We start from the raw sequence: 22,182 nt of genomic DNA on the forward strand, positions 1-22,182 counted from the left end.
CAGAAAGGAAGTGTTATGGTTGCTTACAGTTGATAACTTAGTCAAACATCGCGGAACTGGGGAAATCTTATCAGGTATTAGTTTTAAAGCTAGACCAGGCAGAGTAACTGGTTTTTTAGGTCCAAATGGGGCAGGTAAAAGCTCTACACTTCGCATCCTGCTTGGATTAGATCGTGCCACCTCAGGGAGTGCGCTAATTAATGGAAAGCCATTCGCAGAATTACATAATCCTCTAGCAACAGTAGGTGCCGCACTTGATGGATTTGGAGCTCATCGTATGCGAACAGGACGGGCACATTTGCGATGGATTGCCCGTGCCGCAGGATTATCCCGCTCACGTGTCGAGGAAGTTCTGGAAATAGTGGGTCTTACTAATGCGGCTGGCAAAAGAGTTGGAAGTTATTCCCTTGGTATGGGAAGAAGACTTGGAATGGCTGCTGCATTACTTGGTGATCCACAAATATTGATTTTAGATGAACCCGTAAACGGGCTCGACCCAGAAGGAATTCGTTGGATTCGGACATTTTTACGTGAACGTGCTGAGTCTGGAAACACGGTGTTACTGTCCAGTCATCTAATGGGAGAGCTTGCAGAGACTGTTGATGATGTGGTGATTATTAAACATGGAAAAATCGTTGCAGATGGAACATTGGAAGAAGTAATAGGTAACCATTCCACGCTGGAGGAAGCCTTTTTTGCCCTGACATCTGAAAATGCAGGTGAGGTTGTATGAGAGCATTCAACGCGGAACTATCTAAATTGTTCTCCCTGCCGGGCATTTGGCTTGCCTTTCTTCTTGGAGCATTTGCCCCAGCGGTCATTGCTGCCTTGGACAGTATAGCAGAAAAAGATGCGATTATAGCTGGAGTTAGCACACGGCTATCGGAAGTTGGATATATTGGCTTAGCTCTTGGTGTGCAAGGTGTCATTATTCTTGGTGTGCTTGCTGTCAGCAGTGAGTATTTGACAGAGAGCAGTGAATCTGGTGGAGGACAACAGATTACAACAAGTTTAACTGTTGTTTCATCCCGATTTCTTTTTTTGCTGGCAAAAGCAGGCGCTGTGACAGTGATCAGCATACTGTTATGTATTGTTGCTATTATGACAACTGTATCAGCAACGCATCTTATTCTTGGTGAATATGCTCCTGCATTTGAATGGTCTAAACTTATCGGTGCAGTTTGTTACTGGACATTCACTGCTCTTTTAGCCTTTGGGATTACTGTTCTAACAAAGAATGGTATTATCCCGCTTGCTGTGCTCATGATAAATTCATCCGTTGTATCATTTAGTGTCCTGCTTTCTAAGGTTACAAAGTTGGCGTTTTACTTACCAGATAGGGCCGGCGCTGAAATGTTTATATTTATGAGCGACAGATTTCACACCCCGTTCACAGGCGGTGTAGTCATGTTTGCCTGGGTAGCCGTTATTTTCATTGTTGCAGCTATTGTATTCCATAGGAGGGACGTTGCATCATGAGTGTCTCATCTAGTAGAAAGATAACACAAATCCTTGGTGCTGAACTGGATAAATTAGTTACATTACCATTGATATGGCGCACTCTTATGGGTACCTTCATTCTTAATTTAGGTTTAGCCGCAGCTTTTACTTCTGCTGGTCTACAAGGAGCTGCAGGAACGCAGAGTATACTGAATATAGGACTTTCTTCTATGGGATATCTTCAAGCAGGCTTCATTATTCTTGGTATCTTCGCTACTTGTTCGGAGTATACGGGTGGACAAATTCGAACTACTTTAACTACGATACCTTGGCGTGAGTTCCAATTATCCACGAAGCATTTGGCATTGGCAATTATAACTATTCCTGCTGCGTTTATTATTACTGCATCAGGTGTACTATATACTTCTATCATGATGAGAGACATAGCAGTAGTGATAGAAATAGACACAATGATACAAACATTAGCAGGTGCAACAGGCTATCTAACATTAACCACACTTCTCAGTGCAGCTATAGGTGCTTTATTAAGAAGAACCACTCCTGCCTTAGTGGTATTGCTTGGTTATTATTTCATTGTCAGTCCATTGTCGAGAGATTTTCTACCTAGTATTAAAAATTATTTTCCGGATACGGCAGGATATTATATGTATATGCCGCCTTCCTCTGATGAGATAAATGTCCTTACACCCATGCAAGGGACAGGTATTTCAATGTTATGGACACTGATCTTTTTTGCAGCAGCTATTGTATTTTACCGTAAACGAGATGCGTAAGTTTATTCCATCGATGAATCCCACGGGATGTTCTTGAGAAAATTGAGTGGGAATAGCTTAGGAACAAAAATACTCTCTTTTAACTGCTTGTATAGCAAATAGAAGAGAGTATTTATTATATTGGGTGAGTAAAGTAGTACTCGAAGTATTTAATTTATAATTCCAAAGCTAGTATTAGTTATATATTTCGGTTCATTGCTATGCAGGACATGAGAAGGGTTTCGCAGGTTTGACTGTCATGATAACGTTCTTTCTGTGCCTGTTCATACTCCGTTCATATTGCCGTCACGAAGGGGACATCTTGGTTGATTACACTTTGAATATGTCGCTAGCGCGGCTCTACAGATATAAAGACAGGAGAAGATGAACGTGACAGGAACGGTGGAAATCAAGACAGGGAACAGAATCCGCAAAAAACATAAACTATGGTTGAAAATAATAGGAGGTCTTCTCGGGGCGCTTGTCCTGTTCATGGGCATCTTGTTTATCGTTAATGTGATCAGTAACGGGGTCGAGAAAAAGAAAATCGAACCGTACGGCCAGTATGTCAATGTGGATGGTAAAAAAATGAATGTGTTTATTCAAGGCAGCGGCGAACAGACAATCGTCCTTCTTCCTGGACAAGGAACTCCGTCGCCAGTGCTTGATTTCAAATTGCTGATAGATGAATTGTCTCCCGAATACAAAGTCGTAGCGATTGAGCCGTTCGGATACGGGTTGAGCGACGAAACTGAGAAGGCAAGAACAACAGAGAATATCGTCAGTGAAGTTCACGAAGCTGTGCAGCAGTTGGGTATTGACCGTTACGTTCTTATGGGACATTCCATCACTGGACTATACGGAGTGTCTTACGTGAACAGCTACCCGGATGAGGTTCTTGCTTTTGTCGGCATCGACAGCAGTGTTCCGAATCAGCCCGGCATGGATGTCAAATTGCCTCTGAAATCCATGCAGTTTCTGCAAAAATCAGGTCTGATGAGATTGCTCCAAAAGGTGAGCGAAGATCCATATGAGTCACTTGCCTTCGATGAGTATACTAAAGAACAAATGCGTCTCATTTCGAATCAAGTCGCGACCAATCCAACAATGATGAATGAGCTCAGACATCTCGGTACCAATTTCAAAAATGGAGAACAACTTACCTACCCTAACGATTTGCCGGTGCTTCTCTTCGTCCAGTCGAATAACGAGAACAATGAGCAGTGGGTTCCGCTGCATGAGGCACAAGTCAAACAATCGGCACAGGGAAAAATGATCCCGATGGAAGGCTCACATTACCTGCATCATACGAAATTCAAAGAAATCGCCGGGGCATTCAAAGCGTACATGAAGCAAATACAACCTTTCAAATAATAAGAGTAGGGAGAGAGAGAGTTTGACACAACCAGCAGGAGAGGAAGTAAGGAAGCGTTCAATAGTAAAAAGAGTGCTGCATATTTCATTAAAAGTAATCGCCGCAGTGGTTATAGCTATACTACTTTTTATCGCCATCGTGTTTACCGTAAACAAAATCAGCAGTCATTCAGAACAAAAAAGAATGGAACAGTATGGTCAGCTTGTGTCTGTAGATGGTAAGCATATGAATGTTTTCATCCAAGGCGAAGGCGAAGAAACCGTAGTGCTTCTTCCCGGTTATGGAACAGCGGCGCCTGCACTTGATTTTAAGCCACTCCTATCGGAGTTAAGCCCTTATTATAAAGTCGTCGTGATCGAACCTTTTGGTTACGGATTGAGCGATCAATCCCGGAAGGAGCGCAGTTCAGCCAACATAGTAAGTGAAATTCATGAAGCGTTACAAAGTCTCCGGATCGATCGTTACACCCTTATTGCTCACTCCATTTCCGGGCTCTATAGTCTGGATTATGTGAACCAATATCCAAATGAAGTGAAAGCCTTTATCGGGCTGGACAGCAGTGTTCCATCACTAAGCGAACAGAAAATTGATTCGTCTGATACAGAACCGGTTAAATGGTTCCGCAACCTGGGCTTTGCCCGGTTACAATTGAAACTGAGTGCTGACCCTTATGAAGGACTGCCCTATGATAAAGCGGCTAAAGAACAATTGGACATCTTGATACGCAAAAACATGTATAATACAACTCAATTAAATGAGGCAGTGAGCATGTATTCCAACTTTAAAGCAGCAGAAAAGCTTACTTTTCCTGCCAATTTACCTGTCCTTTTCTTTCTTCAGGCGAATCACCCTGCGACGGACCGATGGATTCCGGAACATAAGAAGCAGATCCAGAACTCTGTACATGGAGAAATGGTCTTATTGGACGCGGGACATTATCTGTATCGTTCCCATCCAAAAGAAATCTCTGAAAAAATAAGGGATTTTACTGGAGGAATAAACTCAACAGATTAACAGTCTGATACCATCATAAATCGCGCGCTGCGCGATTTTTTTTTGCGTTGCAGTTACACTCTTTTACGAACAAAAGGAGACGAAAAAATTTGAAATGACAGGAATCTGCGGAACGGATCTCGCCCCCAATATTTCCAACGGCGGCAGCCTTGAACTAGAAAATAAAGTTATAGACTGCCGCTGTTTGTTGAAATAACGTTTCTGTTAGTTCAAAGCCACGTGGAAGTGAACTAATTTTCTTCCTCTGCAATAAGCTTCAATAACTTGGCTGGATTACCTTCAACAATCGTATTTGCAGGTACATCTTTTGTTACTACTGAGCCCGCCGCAACAATAGAATTGTCACCAATTTTCACTCCTGGCAAAATGGCGCAGTGCCCACCAATCCAGACATTGTTGCCAATCGTAATCGGTATGCCGTACCCACTTTTATTTCGGTCCTTCGGTTCAATTGAATGACCAGCTGTATAGATTCCGACGTTCGGTGCAAACATGCAATCGTCGCCAATGTGAACTTCAGCCATATCCAATATGGTGCAGTTATAGCCAGCATAGAAGTTGCGTCCCACATGAATGTTATAACCTATGTCACAATGAAAATTATGCTCGATGCTTATTCCTTCACCAGCGCTTCCAAACAACTCTCGAATCAATCTTTCTTTCTCTTTCCCATCCTCAGGGTCGCAGTCATTGAAAGCCTTAATAAGCTTCTGGACACGCAAGCCTTTCTCCCGTAGTTCATCCGTTCCACGTTCGTAGTAGAACTTTCCTTTCTTAGGTCCGCTCATAAATATCCCCTTATTCCAACGTTTTACTAAGTATATACGATAGGGTGTTCACATAAAAACTATTCTGATATGATCTTGGATTGAAATTACAATCTGTAATAAGATTTACGTTGTCAACAATCACCATTTACCGCTTCTATTATTTTATAGCAGAGCATTGCCATTTCTGCAGCGGATTGCTTCGCACCGCTTCTAATCCAACTTGCAGCTACACTGTAGATAGCACCGCTCCAAAAGTAAGCAGCGTAGTTCGTAAGTAAAGATACTTCTTTTGATCTAATCAATTGTGCGTCTTGCATTTCGCTAAGTATAGTATCTGCCATATTAACTTTCAGGATAATTTGTAAGCAGTCGATATGTTGTTCTAAAGTTTGAAACAAAGCAAGCCAATAATCATAAGAGTTTCTAATTGGATGATGCAGATTCATCGCAGCAACGATTTTATCTACAATTTCCTTCATCGTACTCTGTAGAATATCTTCTTTGGAGTTGTAATTCCGGTAGTAAGCAGTGCGGGACACCCCGGCCCGTTTAACGATACCTGTAATCGTTATATCCTCAAAAGCCTGATCCTTCATAAGCAGCACCAAAGCAGCTTCAATACTTGATCTAGTGATTCGATTAGATTCCTCATTTGATAACCTGAGGCCTTCCATACGTTGTAACTCCGTAACTTCTTTCTCAGACATTACAATCCCCCCTTCTTTGTTAAGCCCGTTCTATCATGCATTGACCCTGTTTGATATGATGTTACAATTGTAATGTCAGCTCGAATGTATGTTATTTAATGAATTTTGTCAATTAGATTTGAGAGGGGAAATCTTATGAAAGCACTAATTCTTGAAAAACCAGGGGAACTGGACAGCCTTACTGTTGTTACAAATAGGGAGATGCCAGAACCCAAAGATAATGAGATCAGAGTGAAGGTCTATGCAGCAGGATTGAACCCTTCGGATTACCAAGTGGCTGAGTACGATGGTCTGGAGTCCGAGAAGAAACGCGTTCTGGGATTAGAAATTGCAGGAATTGTAGATGCCGTTGGCAGCAGCGTGAACAATTTTAAAATTGGAGACCGCGTGTACTATCTTCGCAGCATCAATAATCTCGATGGCGGATTTGCGGAATACTCAGTGACTACAGCTCACACTGCAAGCAAACTGCCGGATGAAGTGCCTTTCGAACTGGCAGCGGTAGTTCCGGCAGCAGGATATACGGCATATCAAGCGATAATGCAGAAGCTTAAGCCGCAATCCGGTGGCACCATATTGATTCATGGCGGTGCAGGGGGTGTAGGGGGATATGCGATTCAATTAGCAAAAATATGTGGATTGAAAGTGATTACTACTTGCTTAGGAAAGGATATCGACTATGTACGCGTTCTTGGGGCGGATGAGGCAATTGATTTTACTAAAGGAAGTGTAAATGAAGAAATCTTGAATCTGACTAATGGCCGGGGTGTTGATTACGTTTTAAATACGATAAGTCCCGATAGTGCGACTAAAGACCTTGAGATTCTTGCCTTCGGCGGCGAAATGGTTGTAACGGCTGGATTCCCTGATTTTAGCCGAATCCGTTTTTATGACAAAGGGATGTCTCTACACGAGATAGCACTTGGTGCTGCTCATACACATGGTGATTTTAATGCACAATCCAATCTTGCGAGAATCGGAGATCATTTTGGTAAATTGATTGCAGAAGGAAAGATTATCTCTCCACAAATCACAACGATAACTATGGAAGAAATTCCTACCTATTTAAAAAAATTAAAAGAAGGTAAGATCACCGGCAAGGTTGCAGCCAGAGTCATTTAGGAGTATAGCGACTAGTTCGACTTAGGGAGGGAATTGAATTGGACCTGCTTAATAATCACATATCGCTTGTTACTGGAGCTGGCAACGGTTTGGGGCGTGCGACGGCTGTTAAATTTGCAAAAAAGGGATCAATGGTCGTTCTGGTAGGTAGACGGAAGGAAAAATTGGAGGGAGTTTCGGCGATAATATCAATCAAACGGCCAACCCTGTATAATACCAGCAGCTGTTACATGACTAGAAGATATGAATAAACTGCGCGATCAAGTGTTAAGCCGTTTCGGGAGAAAACTTTAGCTATTGAGGAAAAAGAACATGATATAACAGTGGAATTGTTCGATCCTGGAAATGTACGGTCAGAGCAAAATCCTGATGGACAACAAGATCCAAATGCAGTAGCAGAAGAATTATTCAATATGATCATCAGTAATAAAGAATCATGATACTAGTACAGCCATATGGGTGAAATCAACGCTTTATAACATAAAAAGTGTCAGTTTTCTAGACCACAAACATGGTGTCCTTAAAGAACCCACACTAGGCGTGGGTTCTTTAGTGTAGCTTTAGCAATTCGAGGTGCTGGTATTATTCTAATTGCTCGGTTTAGCTGAACATAAATATCAAAAATGAGACCGTATACACCAATGCGAATCGCATTGAATTGGCCAGAAAACAATGCCTTAAAGGATTACGTAGATTCATTTGTAATAAACATGACTAAACGCCAATCAAATTGCAGTAAAAAACATAATTAAACGACTGTAAACAACCGTAAATAATCGGTTGTTTTTTTGCATTAGATGCATTAGAAAGGGGGTATTCGGCAAATGGACAAGAACATGGCACTATTGCCGATTTGATGATTATCTAAAAGCTCCATTCCAGAAGGCGATGTTATATGAAGTGTAGTAATGGACCGTGGAACGGATCTGTAGCCCGTTGTTGTCCAGACTGTTGCTGCCAAAATGCTGGAGATAATAGTCATAGGTTCTCTCAGCATTATAAACCGATATCTCCGAAATATTGAACCCCTATCCGAAATTCGAGCCATATATAACAGAGATTTTATAGTATATAATGTTTTTCATAAAAGCCATATAATTACATCAAAGAATTTAATTTGCAATAAAAAGTATTATATTTCATTTTATGAAAGGAGAATATGAATTGCCGGAAATATCAATCATAATCCCGACATATAAAAAAGCTTTCTACCAAGACTTATCTATTGCAAATAAAAATTATATATAGGATAGGTGAATAAAATGATTGATTTATTACAGTTACAAAAAAGAGTTTATCAGAATAAAATTGCGAAAGGATTTAATGTTACTGATATTTATAAAGAATTTTGTTTTATATATGGCGAATTATCAGAAGCTTGCGAAGCTTATCTGAAAAAAAAAGACGATTTGGGTGAAGAATTGGCTGATGTTGCACTCTACTTAATAGGGCTTTCGGAACTTCTAGGAATTAACTTGGAAGAAGAGATAGTGTGTAAAATGGAAAAAAATGAAAAAAGAATATACGAAAATAAAAATGGTGTACTTACAAAAGTAAAAGAATAAAACTATTCCTCACTCGGCACACGGTATGACACCTCATGTAAAGATAGGGACAGATCCAATTGAAGCAGGTGACTACATCATTCCAACCAAAGAAGTTTTACGCTTAATGGACAAAATGATGAGCGTAGTTTATTGAACACAACTCACTGGAGTTGTGTTTGTTTTTTTGTCGGTGGACAAGAACATAGTACTATTACCTTGGATGACCTGACACAATTGCATGATATGTTTGCTGCTAAGTGCGAAGGATGTCATACATGCGAGGAATCAATGCCTTCATAAAGCACTTGTTATACGTCAAGTATCATATTGAATAGACCGGTTCATACCGGCAAGGAGGAAGTTATATGTATAGTGCGAGATTAGATTACTACATCATAGAATTCATGTTGAATCAAGCTTGAACCGATATATAGATATGCTGGATTATTTTTCCTCATACATTTAAGAAGAAGGGACTAGCTCTATGAACTATATGGACGAGCAAATTCTTAGCCTCAGGAATATGGTCATTGACCAGGCGACACCTGACAATGATCAAGCGAAATTGGCCCCACTCCCATTATCTGAATCAGAGCAGGACAACCCCGTTGCTGAAAAAAACATGGTGCTGCGAATCGGCAATGAGCACATCACGTTAGAGCCAAGAACGATTCTGGATGGGCATATTGAGGTTAGTGTACCGAAATCCTTTAGTCTTATGCCGCTGGAGAAGGCCAAATTCAAATATCCTTCGGAGCATCGCCCCCAGGTGATCTACACCTCTTTGGAAGAGACGATTAATATCACCTTAAGTCCTGCAGATACGCTCTTGGATGCGGATGAACTCCCTGAGTTTACGGAGCAGATGGCCGATGTCTTACGGTCTGTACAACCGATTCGTAATTGGAAAGGCACCGAACAGGTCACCAATCGTTCCGGACTGTCCATCGGAATTATCCGCTTTGTAGCAGCGGGTGTAGACGAGAATCTGTACAATGAAATGCTGCTGTTCATCCATGAAGGACATGTGATGATGGGCACCTTCAACTGTATGGAGTCCAGCATGCAGACGTGGTTGCCTGTAGCGGAACATCTGGTGCAATCGCTCCGTATCCTTCCGCTTCTCTCCCCTTCTCCGCTTAAGAAAGAGGTGGCCTCGTTATGAGCCTGGGCTACGAACATATCCAAATCTCTCCCTATACTCTGGTCAATCTGGAGCTGCTTACCTTGACCAAAAAAATCAACGAGCACACCCGGCTGTATTTTACAGGTGTCATCCCGGAAGACATGCAGGACAGTTATGTGGAATCGACGGGTAAGAACACCGTCATTGAAGTGAGCCAACGGGAGGAGTCCGGTGACAGCAAGCCGCTGTTTAGCGGGATTGCGCTATCGGTGGAGGTGAAAGTCGCGCAGGACGTGTACTATCTGGAGGTAGAAGCCATTTCCCATACCTACCGGATGGACATTCAGCGGCGTACCCGCTCTTTTCAGCATACGAAAATGACGGTTCCGCAAATGTTGGAGCAGATCGGGAAGGGCTACGAAGGCCTGGATGTGATTGACGGGGCTACAGGTGGAGCGAAAATAGGGCGGATTGCCATTCAGTATCAGGAGACGGATTGGGCATTTTTAAGACGCATGGCCTCCCGATATCATACGAGCTTGATGCCTGCGGCCCGCTTTGACAGCCCGAAATTTTATTTTGGCATTGAGGATAACCCTGCTCCGGTGGTGCTGGATCATACCCGCTATACAGTTCGCAAGCAGATGCTGCCGTTTCGTTACTTCCAGGAGAATGAGCAGGCGGAGCTGAACGAAAATGATTTTATTGTCTATGAGGTAGAGACGGACGAGGTATTGGATTTGGGCGATCAAATGACATTTCAGGGACACAGCTTGTATGTAACGGAGGCCTATACTGAAATGAGGCAGGGGCTGCTAAGACATCAATATACACTAGCTTCTTACCAAGGACTGTGGCAAAAAAGCTACTACCAGGAAAAGCTGGCAGGTGCATCGTTAAGCGGACGGGTTATGGAGGTGCGGCAGGATCAGGTGCGCATCCATCTGGATTGCGACGATAAGCAGGAGGTAGACACGGCGCATTGGTTCAACTACTCGACCGTGTATAGCGGCGGCGGACATACAGGCTGGTATGTGATGCCGGAAACAGATGATCCGGTGTCTCTTTATTTTCCCGGCAGCCGTGAAGAAGACGGGGTTGCCGGCAGTGCGGTCAGACGTGCGGACAGAACAAGTGCCCATAACAAGTTTTCTGATCCTCATCTGAAAATATGGCGTACACCGCACGGCAAGGAAATTCGGCTGGGACCGGACGAACTGGTCATTACCGGTAAGGATGGCTCCATTTATATCAAGCTGGACGATCGTGAAGGTATTCATATAGTGAGCAGCAAGCAGGTCCATATTTCGGCTGGCGGCAACTTGAGTCTGTCAGCAGGGAAAACGATGAATCTGTCCGCAGGCCGCGAGCTGCGCATGGATTGCAACGGCAGCCATCTTCATTTGAGCGGCTCGGTAGGCATGAAAGGCAGCGAGGTGAAATCGAATTAGAGTGTAATGCAGGAGCGCTACCCTGTCTGGATGTATGCTTTACGTTTATGGAGATGATGAGGTTGGACATAAAGCAAAATCAGGTGGTGGATGGATGCAGGTGAAGGAGCAAGCAGATGGACTGGACGAGCAGCGGGCGATGGTGAACGGGGCATGGTCCAGTATCCAAAGAGAATGGGCACTAGATTTGAATATGAAGAAGGAGCAACGGATTCAAGCCTTTATGGATGAATTTCGGGAGTATTGCGTGCTGCTCCGGCAAGAGCAACTTGCGGGGCGAAAAGGAAACATCAGATATATCACCTATTCCATGCTGCGCACCGCATGGCTGGAAGAACATCCTGTCTATTGGGTGGAGGCAGCAGACGCCTTATGGGTGCTTGATCCCAAGCCGGTACAGTCCGTGTACGATGCAAGTTGGGTCTATGGCTATTGGACGGAATTGCGGGGGCATCTCCTAACCGAGGCACAAGCACAGCAAGTCGCTTTATCCGAGCTTGTGCTGGAGCAGATAATGCTGGGAGCAGCGGTGCATATCCATGCCATGTTGGTCAGTTTGATTCGTCTGGCACTGAAACGGGCGGCAGTTCTGCCGGAGTTTCAGCAGTTGGATCGTGAAGAGACGTTCGAGATTCGTGTCGGGGAATACATGGACTGGAGCGTGTGCGTGTACAAAGAAGAACACAGATTGCTGGATTCAAGCCTGGTTAGAGACTGGCTGGAGGAAGAACAGGAGCATGCCTACAGCTATCAGGCGCTGACCAGCGTCCAACTGCCGGGTGGAGATTACAGCCATTTCGATTTCCGGTATACCGCTTTTCGCCAGATCGGAATGGAAGGCGGCCGTTTGCATGCTTGTATATTAGTTGGAACGGTTTGGCAGGAAAGTCAGCTTGATGAAACCGACTTCAGCTATAGCTTGATCAACGGAGCGGATTTTAGTGGCTGTTCCATGCAAGGCGCGGTATTGGAGGGTGTGATGGGCAATGCCGGGTTCGGTGAGGAGAATTGGGACGGGGAGCCGCTTGGTTATGCGGGAGTGAATTTTACAGGCACAAACTTGCAGAAGGCTTCTTTTAGAGGAGCGGAACTTCAAGGCGCTGTCTTTGAGGCAGCCGTGTTGCACAAAGCGTCCTTTGTCGGGACCAATCTCACAAACGCTTGTTTTGTGGGGGCTGATTTGGCAGGTGCATCTTTTGCCGGGGCTATGGTGACAAGTGCTGATTTCACAGGAGCGAAGCTGCAAGGGGTGAGCTTTACGGATGAGCAGCGCAGCGATTCGAGGGGAATCCCAATTGGTGAAGGGAAGTGGCTGCTATGATAATCTTTCGGTTAACAGTGGATGAACGCGTCAAGCATCGGGTGGAGCCTGCTTCCTTAACCAAATTGCAATTGGATGCCCTCTGGGGGGCCGGGGCTCAGGCAGAGGATGAAACCCCTCTTTTTTTAGCTGTACATACGGATCAACGAACAGTATACCCGGATTTTCTGGAGTTTCCTTTGCCGTTGGTGTCCGACCGGATGAGAGCACTATTGGCACAATATATGCCGGGACTCGCATGGAAATCTGCCATATTAAGCGATATCCGGCAAGCCAGACAAGATGCATATTGGTTGCTTCGCCCTCCGGTGGTCGAGTGTCTTTCCCCACAAACATTGTGGTACCCCAATGGTACATTAAAGCATTTGGTGCTGAGACACGGGGACATTCAAGCCCCTGTTTTCCGAATTGCCGGATTGATGGAGCCTTACATATACATCCAGTTGGCGGTAGCGGAAAGCCTGTTGCGCCGGTCTTTTACAGGCATTGGGGTGCAAAGAGTCGAGATGGAAGTCAAGGAGAGGTGAAGAAGGTGAAGGAAGCTCAAGTACAGCCGGGAACGGGGTCCAAACAAAAATATGTAGTTGCAGGCGCCATTCTAAGCTGTAGCTATGGTACACAGCCCACTCGTTTGAAAAGGCCGTTCAGCCATGGCGTCTACGTCAAAAACAAAGCGCAAATGAATATCGGAGACTATGTGCCGGGAGTGAACATCCAGTCGTTCGGAAATTGCTTCAGTCCGCTAAATCCCGCGGTGCAGGCTAGCCAAATGGTGGACATCTACGGCGTGAAAAAAGCCCCGTGTATTCCTGTGCTCACGATGTCGTGGCTGAACGGGAAAAGCGACATGATGATCGAAGGCCAGCCCGCTTTGAAGCAACACTGCACCCATCAGTGTCTGTACTGCGGTCATATCCGGATTGAAAATGACGGGCAGGAGTTGGATTGACAGCTAGGTTGTTGTGGAAAGGAGAATGAAACCTCATGAGTCTACTGTCAGCTGGGATCGGGTATGAAAGCCTGCGCTTCGAGGGTCCCTTTCAGCCTCAGCTTATCGAGCGACTGCAAATCACAAGAATGATCAACGATCATGCGTATCTGCAGATCAGCGGCGTGCTCCCCGAGGAGCAGGGAGCGAAGTGTATCGGCAAGACCATGGACCAGGAGCCGATAGTCATTCACCAGTTGGATGAGCAGGGACAGTCCGTAAGACGGCTGTTCCATGGGATCGTTATGCGCTTGTCGGTTCATTGTACACGGGGCGTGTATATGTTTGAACTGGAGGCAGCTTCGCATTCGTATCAAATGGATAGTAAGGTGAAAAAGCGTTCCTATCAAGATATCCACCGCACTTACGATGATCTGGTCACCACGCTGGTGCGCAAGTACAGGTACGGAGATGCCATTGATACTGTAAGCAATCATACCAAGCTGGACGCTTTTGTTTTACAATATGAAGAGACGGATTGGGCGTTTTTAAAGCGCCTCGCTTCCCGCTTCGGTTCCGTACTGGTGCCGGAGGTGACCGCAGCCTCGCCCAAGCTTTTTTTCGGCCTGCCGGAAGGCAAAATGCATAAGGTAGAAAGGGCTGGGTCTTACCGGGTACGGAAAACATTCCATGAGCTGGACACGGGACAACCGGGAGAACATGCGGGGCCGTATGTAACGTATAGGATCGAAAGCCTGCAATACTATGCGCTGGGCGACCGGCTTACGTTACCCGTCGGACCAAGGAAAGAGCTTGCTGTCGTTTCAGCAGTGACACGGCTGGAGGACGGCTTGCTGCGCACCCGTTATGATCTCCAGCCCGAGCAGGATATCCGGTATGCCCGCTATGGGAACGATAAGGCCGTCGGGATTATGCTGACAGGAAAGGTGCTGAAGGTCCAGCAGGATTACGTACAGCTCCAACTGGATATGGATCCTCAGCAGGACCCGGCTAAAGCCTGTTGGTTCCCGGTGGCCACCCGGTATGTGGCGGAGGGACATACCGGGTGGTACAATATGCCGGAAATCGGGGAGCAGGTGGAGCTGTATTTGCCCACAAACCGTGAGCAGGAAGCCTATGTGACCGGTTCACTGCGTCAACATCGCAATACCAATGGACAACCCGATGTGAAAATGTGGAGACATGCACAAGGAAGCGGCGTAGAGATGTCTGGGCAAGAATTGACCCTGTCCACCTCTGGTGAATGTTCGATCACCCTGCATGAAGCTGGCATCACCGTCAGCAGTCCGGGGAATGTACTGATTCAAGGGGCTAACATCAAGCTGGATGCAGGGGAGGAACTGTCGCTCCAAGCGGGAACGGCGCTGTATCTGAAGGGCGGGGCCAGCAGCATGATCCTGGATGGCGAAACAGATATCCAGGCCCCGGTGATTGATCAGGAAGGTACGGTGAAGGCCCCGGTATTCGTGGCCGACCTCCCTCCTGTACCGGAGCCGCCGCTGATGAGTATCCAGGCGTACGAGGCCGCCCAAGCCGCAGCCCAGGCTTCATCAAGCAGCCCGGCCGAGGCTCCTGCGGCGAAGATCACAAGCCCGGCAGCGCAGCAACAAGCGGAGGCCTTACTGGGAACGGTGTCCAAGCTGTTAGGGGCGATTCCGGCAGTGGCCCGGGTAGCTGGTGTCTTCCTGAACGCTTTCGGAGGTCCTGCGGGCAAGGCAGCAGGTATGATTATGCAGGCCACTGCAGCGGTTCCTGTCCGGAGCACGGGAACGAGTCGAGCCGGGGGCGGAGCCGCTGGAGGGGGTCTGCATCCGCTGAAATATTTGGCGAGTCTGGCGCTGGAAGGGTTGATCAGCCAGTACGAGCTTGAGCAGAGAAAGCAAGACTACTATAGCAAGTGGATCCTGGGAAACGTGTTTACGAGTGCGCGGCAGTTAGCGCATTCGGGCGGCCCGTTAGAGCTCGTTCAAAACCTGCTGGCAGAATCGAAGGCGATGTATCTTGCCTATCATCAAGTGCCCGCAGACCTGAGGCAACGCTGGTGGGGCAATTACGAGAGCTATCTCGCTCAGCAGCCACAGCCAGAGACAGAGAAACCTAAACCTAAGTCCTGGTGGGGAAAAATGTTTGAGCAATACGGAGAAAATGAGATTCTTACTGCAGAAGCCAAGCGAGAATCGGCGCAACTTCAAATGGAATTGGCATGGGATGCTGCCCAGGGGGCCAATGAAACCATTAGGGTAAACCAATCGTTGGGTTTGTATAAGCAACGCGATTATCATCCCAACCATCCGATCGCGGGCAAGGTGGGGGAAATCGCAGGCGACGTGGTCAGTTCGTTGCAAGGAATCGGGGAATTTATCGTCGGCGCTGGAGGAGAATTATTTTCCGTGGCTGTATCTTCTACGGGCGTATTAACGCCTTTCGGCGTACTTACAGGTGTTGCATCCACCGGTCTTATCTCCCATGGAGGGGTGTTGGCCTACAACGGAGCCTCCAACCTGGGAGAAAGCTCTGCAGAGCTTTGGCAAATGATGAAGGGGGAAGGTAAGCCTCCTAAGTCTTCAAGTGCGAAGCCGGAGAAGCCGGGTCATGCAGAGGGGAAAGGGGAAAGTACTGAATCACCTGCTTTAAAGGATAGTCCATACCATCCAGATTCTGTTGCAGAGAGGACTAAGCCACCATATAAAGCTAATCCTGCTCATGACAAAGGAAGTCCATACTACAATCCTAAGAAAACTCCAGAACCAGCTGACTCTGTAGAAATTTATAATAAATCTGTTCGAGGGGGGATGGGGACCTGGTATGGAGTGAATAAGGATGGAAAGATTTATCAGTACTTTAGTGATAATGCCCGTGGTGTTCATTTTGCGGGAGAAATCACAAAAGATAAATTAACAAAGTCTGTTCGACAACAATTAGGAATAAAGTAAAGGAGTAGCCCATCATGTTAATAGGGGATTCAAATAAATTTGCCATTCAGTTTGACCTTAATGCAGACTATGGTGGTTTTTGGATGTTCGGTAAGTTTTGCTATTGGATAAATGGAATTCGTATTGGCGATTATGAGTCGGGTACATCATTACGAGATGTATTATTTTCACTTGAGTCTTTGGTTAAAGATAATAGCAATCGTTCCAATGAAAAACTATTTAATTTAGATGCTAAGGAGTGTTTCAATAGACTCAATGAAGCCCTGTATGGCGATTCTAACCAATATGACAGCATTTCTATCGAAGAGTCTTGGGCTCGGTTTAACGTCTGTCCGCTCTTGGATATTTTCAACGATTCGAAGATATTCTTAGTAGAGTACAAAGGTAGTGCACGTTTTTTAATAAGGAATTTGAACTCAGTAAAAAAAACAGATGACATTTTAGAATATATTGTTCAGGTGAGAGAATTTGAAACTGAATTATACAAAACTTATGAATTATTAAGCGAAATTTATGAAAACGAGATTAAATAGTACCAACATTATCTTGAAGAGGCTCAGGTATTTTCAAGGTTTCCTTTTGGTGGGGAGTAACCCATTATTCAACCAATAATACACTTAATTCATGTAATAGCATTACAAAAATTTATTCAATTCATTTGTGCGCACAGTGATGTATCTGCAAGGCGGCGCCAGCAGCATGATCCTCCAGGCCCCGGTGATTGATCAGGAAGGTACGGTGAAGGCCCCGGTGTTCGTGGCCGACCTCCCTCCTGTACCGGAGCCGCCGCTGATGAGTATCCAGGCGTACGAGGCCGCCCAAGCCGCAGCCCAGGCTTCATCAAGCAGCCCGGCCGAGGCTCCTGCGGCGAAGATCACAAGCCCGGCAGCGCAACAACAAGCGGAGGCCTTGCTGGGAACGGTGTCCAAGCTGTTAGGGGCGATTCCGGCAGTGGCCCGGGTTGCAGGTGTCTTCCTGAACGCTTTCGGAGGTCCTGCGGGCAAGGCAGTAGGTATGATTATGCAGGCCACTGCAGCGATTCCTGTCCGGAGCACGGGAACGAGTCGAGCCGGGGGCGGAGCCGCTGGAGGGGGTCTGCATCCGCTGAAATATTTGGCGAGTCTGGCGCTGGAAGGGTTGATCAGCCAGTACGAGCTTGAGCAGGGAAAGCAAGACTACTATAGCAAGTGGATCCTGGGAAACGTGTTTACGAGTGCGCGGCAGTTAGCGCATTCGGGCGGCCCGTTGGAGCTCGTTCAAAACCTGCTGGCAGAATCGAAGGCGATGTATCTTACCTATCATCAAGTGCCCGCAGACCTAAGGCAACGCTGGTGGGGCAATTACGAGAGCTATCTCGCTCAGCAGCCACAGCCAGAGACAGAGAAACCTAAACCTAAGTCTGGTGGAAAAAAATGTTTGAGCAATACGGAGAAAATGAGATTCTTACTGCAGAAGCCAAGCGAGAATCGGCGCAACTTCAAACGGAGTTGGCATGGGATGTTGCCCAGGGGGCCAATGAAACCATTAGGGTAAACCAATCGATGGGTTTGTATGAGCAACGCGATTATCATCCCCAAATGGTGAATGGCTTACACTACTTGAGCAAGGTAAGGCAATGGATTTGAATATAATGTTTATACCATAAAAATGGAGGTCTAAGAAATGTTGGAGAAAATTAAAGAACTAATAAGAAATAATATAGATGAGATTCATTTAACTGGTGTTGTACACATAGAGGAAAATGGAATTGCTGAATTCATTTCTAATACGAATTTTTTATTTTTGGAGTTTTCTGACCAATTTATCCAGTTTGAGGCAATAGATGGTTACGGGAAGCTCCATATTACAATTGTGGATTCTCTTAGATATGAAACTGATATTGAAGATGTGATTCCTAGTAGAACTAAGGTTGGTGACGTTATATTTACCAACCCTTTAGCAGAAAATCACGTGGATAGTATAGTTTTTTTTAACTTAGAGAATATGGAAAATGCACTGATATGTGATGTTTTACATATCAAATTAATAAATGGGCAGGATTTATTTATAGATCCTCAATTTACGGGAATTAATATAGGTGGTCTAGAACAAAAACAATTCTGGGAAGAGAATTTTGTGGAAAGGGTTTTACCACGGGTCGGGGTGTATCCAGAAGAAACTTACATAAAATGTTAACAGTAAATAGGACGGACTTAATGCGTTTTTTTGTTTAGAGCATATTACTATGGTTTTGAGGAATGGGCAGAAGCATGAGCTGAAGCTCGACGTAGGAGCCGCGCGGTCTGCTCCTGCAGTCTCCGGATAGCTAATCGAGCACCATTGTGTCACTGAACTGCAACCGCCCGGGACCGTCGGATAGTATCAGTAGAAGCCTGTGGAGCCTTGTCAGAAGTACACGCAACAGTAATGGAGCACTCAAACTGGGGTAATACAACTAAATTTGTTTCACTAATGATCAGGAGTGACCCTTTTTGAAGTTAAACAAGACCCAAGCTCTTTTGATTCAGCTGAAAGGAAATGTCCTTTGGATGCTCAATTAGTAAAAATTATTAGGAACACCAGCGATGGAAAAGATAAAACTTTAATGAAGCGATATGGGTATGACTTTGTGCGTTATTGTTTTGAAGTATTTAAAATGAGAACTTAATATTCCGACAGTTTGTGTCGGTGGACAAAAACATACTCCCATAAGAGCCCGCGCCCAGCGCGGGTTTTCTGTTTTAAGGGACCAAGTTCTTGTCCTTTTCTCAGGACAAGAACTTGGTCCCTTTACCGAAAATGGACAAGAACTTAGTCCTATTGCCGATTTAATGATTATCTAAACGCTCTCATAAATTTCATCAAATCTTTTTTCAATAACACATCAAATTTTTCTTCCTTGAACTCATGTGGAGAAGTCATGACTTAGGTAACCAAATTCCACGATTCCGCATAAGTCGGCGTTTTAATTGAAAAGTGATTTCTTCTGGAACTCCAGCGGACTTTATCTGAAATTAGATGAATTGAATAGTACGAACGGAGATTTGTCAGACTACTAAGAGATTAAACACCATTTTAGCAAGAGAACTCCAATCATTATGTGAGAAGGAGCATGTTAGATTTATGTGATGTAAAGTATACTGAAATCATCTTAACTGAAAAAATGACTTTTATCAGCAAACTGTCGAAAGTCGTACCAACTCAAATATGAGAAAAATAATAGTGTTGTTAAATGAAGACCTATTGTACCGGATAGCATTAGCATTCGTTAGTTTGAGCGGCACTTATTTTCAAAAAGGACAGGTGAAAGACGCGGGGATGAAATATTAGACTTAATTTTAGAAGTAAGTATTGTTTGGTATCCGAAGAGATATGTATATGGTGGAGCATATTAGAAATCTATTTCCCGAGCATAATGAGTATATTTTAAATATAAATCCATGAATATATATTATTTGAAAAAGGAGATTATTATGGGAGAATCATGTAGTTACATTGAGACCGGAGAATGTGAAAATAGAAACTGTGAGGTGAATTTATTTTTAAACAAATTTATTAATAGATTATACAAAACGGACCTAAGACATATTGGCTTTAAATGCTTGGATAATACGGGGACAGAGGGAAAAAGGCCTGAAATTTCTTTTATTTATGAAGGGCAAAATATTGTAATCGAAGCTAAGACATTGTATGGTCAAGCAATAAACACCGTAAGTTCATTTACTAAAATTATTGGTGGTTTAATTGAGGATATTAGCTGCAAAAATAAGAAAACGCGCAAAAAATTGAATAAGAAAAAGTCTGAACTGATAGGTGTTAAGTTAACATTCGATGAAACAATATTATCATTGTCTCGTATTTTGAATAGTAAAGACGATAATTCAGAAAAAGAAGACCTAATCTCTAGAGTATTAAGTGCTGCATATAATGAGGTTACCTCTATGGAAAAAAGGAATGTAGAGTTTGGAAATGTGACTTTAGATGTCTCTAAATACAGTAAACACAAGTTTGACAAGAAATTGAAAGAAGTGAAAAGGAATCTTTATAGTAGGCCTGAAATAGGAGAAATGGAAGATATTAATATTATCGAATCAGAATGGGTTCAGCACCCAATTAGGACTGAGGAGTACATCAGAACTAATGAAAAAAAACTAAATTTTTCTATTCATTTTATAGATCCTAGTAATGGAATCGAATTAGATTGCAGTGTGTTAGGCTCTACATTTTTAACTCAGACAAAGCACCTTAATGAAACTATAAAGTCGGCTGAAGATAAATTTAAGAATTACGGATCTGATTATAAGAAAATTCTTTTCTTTAACAACAGTTTTTATAGAATAATGAATGGTAATATTAATGACGGATATGGGGAGTTAATTCGTGAGATAAGAAATATTGTTGAGCGAAGTACTATAGATGAAGTGTGGATTGAATACACAGAGGCACACATCAAGGAGGATCACTATGATTACATTGAAACAGTTTCAAATCAAAGAAAGGGATATGAAAGAATATATCCATATGAAGTGTAAGTGATTAAGTAAAATAATTAATGGATAAAATATATTCACAGCAAGAATTTTGACACAGTATAATACAAAAGGCGCTTCCATTAGGAACAGCTTATTGGACTAAGTTCTTGTCCTTTTTTCAGGACAAGAACAGGGCTTTGTCGGCAATGGGACCATGTATGATACTACGAAATTGTTAAACCAAAAGAACATAGTCCCATTAGAGCCCGCGCCCAGCGCGGGTTTTCTGTTTTAAGGGATCAATTTCTTGTCCTTTGATCAGGACAAGAAATTGGTCCCTTTGCCGAAATTGGACAAGAACATGATACTATTGCCGATTTGATAATCGACTGTAAAGTAAGTATTAAAAGCAAATGTAGTATGAATTCCAGGCGTGGTCGGCGCGTGGAAACCAGGAAGAGCGATGGGAGTCGGTGGTTGGCCAGGAGGACCAGCTACGTGGGCATCAGCCGCGGCGGCGGGTTAAGTTGGATATCTCCGGGCGTCCCGGACAAAACAGCAACTGCAGCACCGGTTAATCGACTCCTACAGAGAGATGCAACAGGATCGTCTGAGCTGCCGCAGCCGGTGTGGGGAAACAGGAATAGCGATGGAAGGCGGTGGCGGCCCGCCGGCAGAAGCCAGGGAAAAGGTCGCCCCGCCTATTCGGCAGCTGCGATAACGAACGCTCCGGATTACAAATGAAGGGATTGTTTTCCTAAGAGGGAAATAGTCCCTTGTAATTAGGTAGTTTACTGTTGAGGTTAAGAACGAATGTATAGGAGGAATAGAAATGAGCGAGCAGCAGCGTACATTAGAATCGTTGAATCAAGGGCGTCCTCGACTGAAGCATTGATCATTCAGAAATTTCGCGGAATAGGAAGAATCCAGTCGCAATTGAACTGTATTAGATTGTCGTTTTAGTAGGGCCAAACAATGTTGGCAAAAGCTCCATTCTTCGGACCTATGAGGTAGCAATGTCCGTGTGCGAACATATCCCAAGTCGATTACAAAATAATGTTGTACACCCGATACAACTGACTTGCAAACAAAGTATGAGGAAATATTGTCTCTGCAACGCAGGGATCACTTTATATTCGGAAAATGCCGTTATTTTATGGAATACACGCATTTGCTTCGATGCAGCAAATACAATCCATCTAA

At 44.4% G+C, this 22,182-nt stretch carries 20 protein-coding genes and 1 pseudogene; 18 read left to right on the forward strand and 3 right to left on the reverse strand.

Features of this window, described 5'->3' with window-relative positions:
* Nucleotides 1–10: 10 nt before the first annotated feature.
* From MHI45_RS01850 to MHI45_RS01870, 5 genes are all read left to right on the forward strand, one after another.
* Complete coding sequence (locus MHI45_RS01850; protein ID WP_445667497.1) at nucleotides 11–733, forward strand: ABC transporter ATP-binding protein; 723 nt, start codon at nucleotides 11–13, stop codon at nucleotides 731–733.
* On the forward strand, nucleotides 730–1,479 hold the full coding sequence (locus MHI45_RS01855; RefSeq protein ID WP_076110827.1) for an ABC transporter permease: 750 nt from the start codon (nucleotides 730–732) through the stop codon (nucleotides 1,477–1,479). Before MHI45_RS01850 ends, MHI45_RS01855 begins: the two co-directional genes overlap by 4 nt.
* Nucleotides 1,476–2,234 (forward strand): ABC transporter permease, encoded by a 759-nt coding sequence (locus MHI45_RS01860; RefSeq protein WP_076110826.1) that lies wholly within the window; start codon nucleotides 1,476–1,478, stop codon nucleotides 2,232–2,234. Before MHI45_RS01855 ends, MHI45_RS01860 begins: the two co-directional genes overlap by 4 nt.
* A gap of 369 nt (nucleotides 2,235–2,603) precedes the next feature.
* Nucleotides 2,604–3,587 (forward strand): alpha/beta hydrolase, encoded by a 984-nt coding sequence (locus MHI45_RS01865; RefSeq protein ID WP_076110825.1) that lies wholly within the window; start codon nucleotides 2,604–2,606, stop codon nucleotides 3,585–3,587.
* 22 nt (nucleotides 3,588–3,609) lie between these two features.
* A complete protein-coding gene (locus MHI45_RS01870) occupies nucleotides 3,610–4,602 on the forward strand; it encodes an alpha/beta fold hydrolase (RefSeq protein WP_076110824.1) in 993 nt (330 codons plus the stop codon).
* Between the two features lie 230 nt (nucleotides 4,603–4,832).
* Here the strand turns inward: MHI45_RS01870 and MHI45_RS01875 are convergent, their stop codons facing one another.
* Together MHI45_RS01875 and MHI45_RS01880 are read right to left on the reverse strand one after the other, a co-directional pair.
* Nucleotides 4,833–5,390 carry a sugar O-acetyltransferase gene (locus MHI45_RS01875; RefSeq protein ID WP_076110823.1) on the reverse strand — a complete coding sequence of 186 codons (558 nt, stop codon included), beginning with the start codon at nucleotides 5,388–5,390 and terminating at the stop codon, nucleotides 4,833–4,835.
* 113 nt (nucleotides 5,391–5,503) lie between these two features.
* Nucleotides 5,504–6,079 (reverse strand): TetR/AcrR family transcriptional regulator, encoded by a 576-nt coding sequence (locus MHI45_RS01880; RefSeq protein WP_076110822.1) that lies wholly within the window; start codon nucleotides 6,077–6,079, stop codon nucleotides 5,504–5,506.
* A 135-nt stretch (nucleotides 6,080–6,214) separates the two neighbouring features.
* Here MHI45_RS01880 and MHI45_RS01885 point away from each other — a divergent pair, with 135 nt between their 5' ends.
* Together MHI45_RS01885 and MHI45_RS35070 are read left to right on the forward strand one after the other, a co-directional pair.
* Nucleotides 6,215–7,201 (forward strand): zinc-binding dehydrogenase, encoded by a 987-nt coding sequence (locus tag MHI45_RS01885; RefSeq protein ID WP_076110821.1) that lies wholly within the window; start codon nucleotides 6,215–6,217, stop codon nucleotides 7,199–7,201.
* A 38-nt stretch (nucleotides 7,202–7,239) separates the two neighbouring features.
* Nucleotides 7,240–7,452 (forward strand): SDR family NAD(P)-dependent oxidoreductase, encoded by a 213-nt coding sequence (locus MHI45_RS35070; protein ID WP_076110820.1) that lies wholly within the window; start codon nucleotides 7,240–7,242, stop codon nucleotides 7,450–7,452.
* Nucleotides 7,453–8,061: 609 nt separating this feature from the next.
* Here MHI45_RS35070 and MHI45_RS01890 read toward each other — a convergent pair.
* Complete coding sequence (locus tag MHI45_RS01890; RefSeq protein WP_379140406.1) at nucleotides 8,062–8,220, reverse strand: hypothetical protein; 159 nt, start codon at nucleotides 8,218–8,220, stop codon at nucleotides 8,062–8,064.
* Nucleotides 8,221–8,463: 243 nt separating this feature from the next.
* Between MHI45_RS01890 and MHI45_RS01895 the strand changes: the two genes are divergently transcribed.
* The 11 genes and pseudogenes from MHI45_RS01895 to MHI45_RS01945 all read left to right on the forward strand — a co-directional run bounded on the left by MHI45_RS01895 (nucleotide 8,464) and on the right by MHI45_RS01945 (nucleotide 21,039).
* Nucleotides 8,464–8,766 (forward strand): MazG-like family protein, encoded by a 303-nt coding sequence (locus tag MHI45_RS01895; protein ID WP_340898080.1) that lies wholly within the window; start codon nucleotides 8,464–8,466, stop codon nucleotides 8,764–8,766.
* 466 nt (nucleotides 8,767–9,232) lie between these two features.
* The gene (locus tag MHI45_RS01900; RefSeq protein ID WP_076114569.1) at nucleotides 9,233–9,913 is read left to right on the forward strand and encodes a hypothetical protein; all 681 of its coding nucleotides are present in this window, start codon (nucleotides 9,233–9,235) and stop codon (nucleotides 9,911–9,913) included.
* Nucleotides 9,910–11,325: a contractile injection system protein, VgrG/Pvc8 family gene (locus tag MHI45_RS01905; protein ID WP_076114568.1), complete on the forward strand. Its 1,416-nt coding sequence runs from the start codon at nucleotides 9,910–9,912 to the stop codon at nucleotides 11,323–11,325. Before MHI45_RS01900 ends, MHI45_RS01905 begins: the two co-directional genes overlap by 4 nt.
* A gap of 100 nt (nucleotides 11,326–11,425) precedes the next feature.
* On the forward strand, nucleotides 11,426–12,646 hold the full coding sequence (locus MHI45_RS01910; RefSeq protein ID WP_076114572.1) for a pentapeptide repeat-containing protein: 1,221 nt from the start codon (nucleotides 11,426–11,428) through the stop codon (nucleotides 12,644–12,646).
* Nucleotides 12,643–13,173 carry a hypothetical protein gene (locus MHI45_RS01915; RefSeq protein WP_076114567.1) on the forward strand — a complete coding sequence of 177 codons (531 nt, stop codon included), beginning with the start codon at nucleotides 12,643–12,645 and terminating at the stop codon, nucleotides 13,171–13,173. The genes MHI45_RS01910 and MHI45_RS01915 overlap by 4 nt, the downstream gene beginning before the upstream one ends.
* 5 nt (nucleotides 13,174–13,178) lie before the next feature.
* The gene (locus tag MHI45_RS01920; RefSeq protein ID WP_076114571.1) at nucleotides 13,179–13,595 is read left to right on the forward strand and encodes a DUF4280 domain-containing protein; all 417 of its coding nucleotides are present in this window, start codon (nucleotides 13,179–13,181) and stop codon (nucleotides 13,593–13,595) included.
* Nucleotides 13,596–13,630: 35 nt separating this feature from the next.
* The gene (locus tag MHI45_RS01925; RefSeq protein WP_076114566.1) at nucleotides 13,631–16,528 is read left to right on the forward strand and encodes a contractile injection system protein, VgrG/Pvc8 family; all 2,898 of its coding nucleotides are present in this window, start codon (nucleotides 13,631–13,633) and stop codon (nucleotides 16,526–16,528) included.
* A gap of 14 nt (nucleotides 16,529–16,542) precedes the next feature.
* A complete protein-coding gene (locus MHI45_RS01930) occupies nucleotides 16,543–17,061 on the forward strand; it encodes an Imm42 family immunity protein (protein ID WP_076114565.1) in 519 nt (172 codons plus the stop codon).
* A 133-nt stretch (nucleotides 17,062–17,194) separates the two neighbouring features.
* A pseudogene (locus MHI45_RS01935) lies at nucleotides 17,195–17,875 on the forward strand (hypothetical protein); the annotation flags it as partial.
* A 315-nt stretch (nucleotides 17,876–18,190) separates the two neighbouring features.
* Entirely contained in the window at nucleotides 18,191–18,703 is a 513-nt protein-coding gene (locus MHI45_RS01940) for a hypothetical protein (RefSeq protein ID WP_076114634.1), read from the forward strand.
* A gap of 1,277 nt (nucleotides 18,704–19,980) precedes the next feature.
* Nucleotides 19,981–21,039 carry a hypothetical protein gene (locus tag MHI45_RS01945; protein ID WP_076114633.1) on the forward strand — a complete coding sequence of 353 codons (1,059 nt, stop codon included), beginning with the start codon at nucleotides 19,981–19,983 and terminating at the stop codon, nucleotides 21,037–21,039.
* Nucleotides 21,040–22,182: the final 1,143 nt, after the last annotated feature.

This window comes from Paenibacillus sp. FSL H3-0321, from assembly GCF_038002865.1.
GTDB lineage: Bacteria > Bacillota > Bacilli > Paenibacillales > Paenibacillaceae > Paenibacillus_AQ.

Coding starts and splice junctions, on each gene's coding strand:
- MHI45_RS01875 (WP_076110823.1), bottom strand. CDS start 5,390: ATGAGCGGACCTAAGAAAGGAAAGTTCTACTACGAACGTGGAACGGAT.
- MHI45_RS01905 (WP_076114568.1), top strand. CDS start 9,910: ATGAGCCTGGGCTACGAACATATCCAAATCTCTCCCTATACTCTGGTC.
- MHI45_RS01940 (WP_076114634.1), top strand. CDS start 18,191: ATGTTGGAGAAAATTAAAGAACTAATAAGAAATAATATAGATGAGATT.
- MHI45_RS01860 (WP_076110826.1), top strand. CDS start 1,476: ATGAGTGTCTCATCTAGTAGAAAGATAACACAAATCCTTGGTGCTGAA.
- MHI45_RS01855 (WP_076110827.1), top strand. CDS start 730: ATGAGAGCATTCAACGCGGAACTATCTAAATTGTTCTCCCTGCCGGGC.
- MHI45_RS01945 (WP_076114633.1), top strand. CDS start 19,981: ATGGGAGAATCATGTAGTTACATTGAGACCGGAGAATGTGAAAATAGA.
- MHI45_RS01900 (WP_076114569.1), top strand. CDS start 9,233: ATGAACTATATGGACGAGCAAATTCTTAGCCTCAGGAATATGGTCATT.
- MHI45_RS01895 (WP_340898080.1), top strand. CDS start 8,464: ATGATTGATTTATTACAGTTACAAAAAAGAGTTTATCAGAATAAAATT.
- MHI45_RS01880 (WP_076110822.1), bottom strand. CDS start 6,079: ATGTCTGAGAAAGAAGTTACGGAGTTACAACGTATGGAAGGCCTCAGG.
- MHI45_RS01885 (WP_076110821.1), top strand. CDS start 6,215: ATGAAAGCACTAATTCTTGAAAAACCAGGGGAACTGGACAGCCTTACT.
- MHI45_RS01915 (WP_076114567.1), top strand. CDS start 12,643: ATGATAATCTTTCGGTTAACAGTGGATGAACGCGTCAAGCATCGGGTG.
- MHI45_RS01925 (WP_076114566.1), top strand. CDS start 13,631: ATGAGTCTACTGTCAGCTGGGATCGGGTATGAAAGCCTGCGCTTCGAG.
- MHI45_RS01930 (WP_076114565.1), top strand. CDS start 16,543: ATGTTAATAGGGGATTCAAATAAATTTGCCATTCAGTTTGACCTTAAT.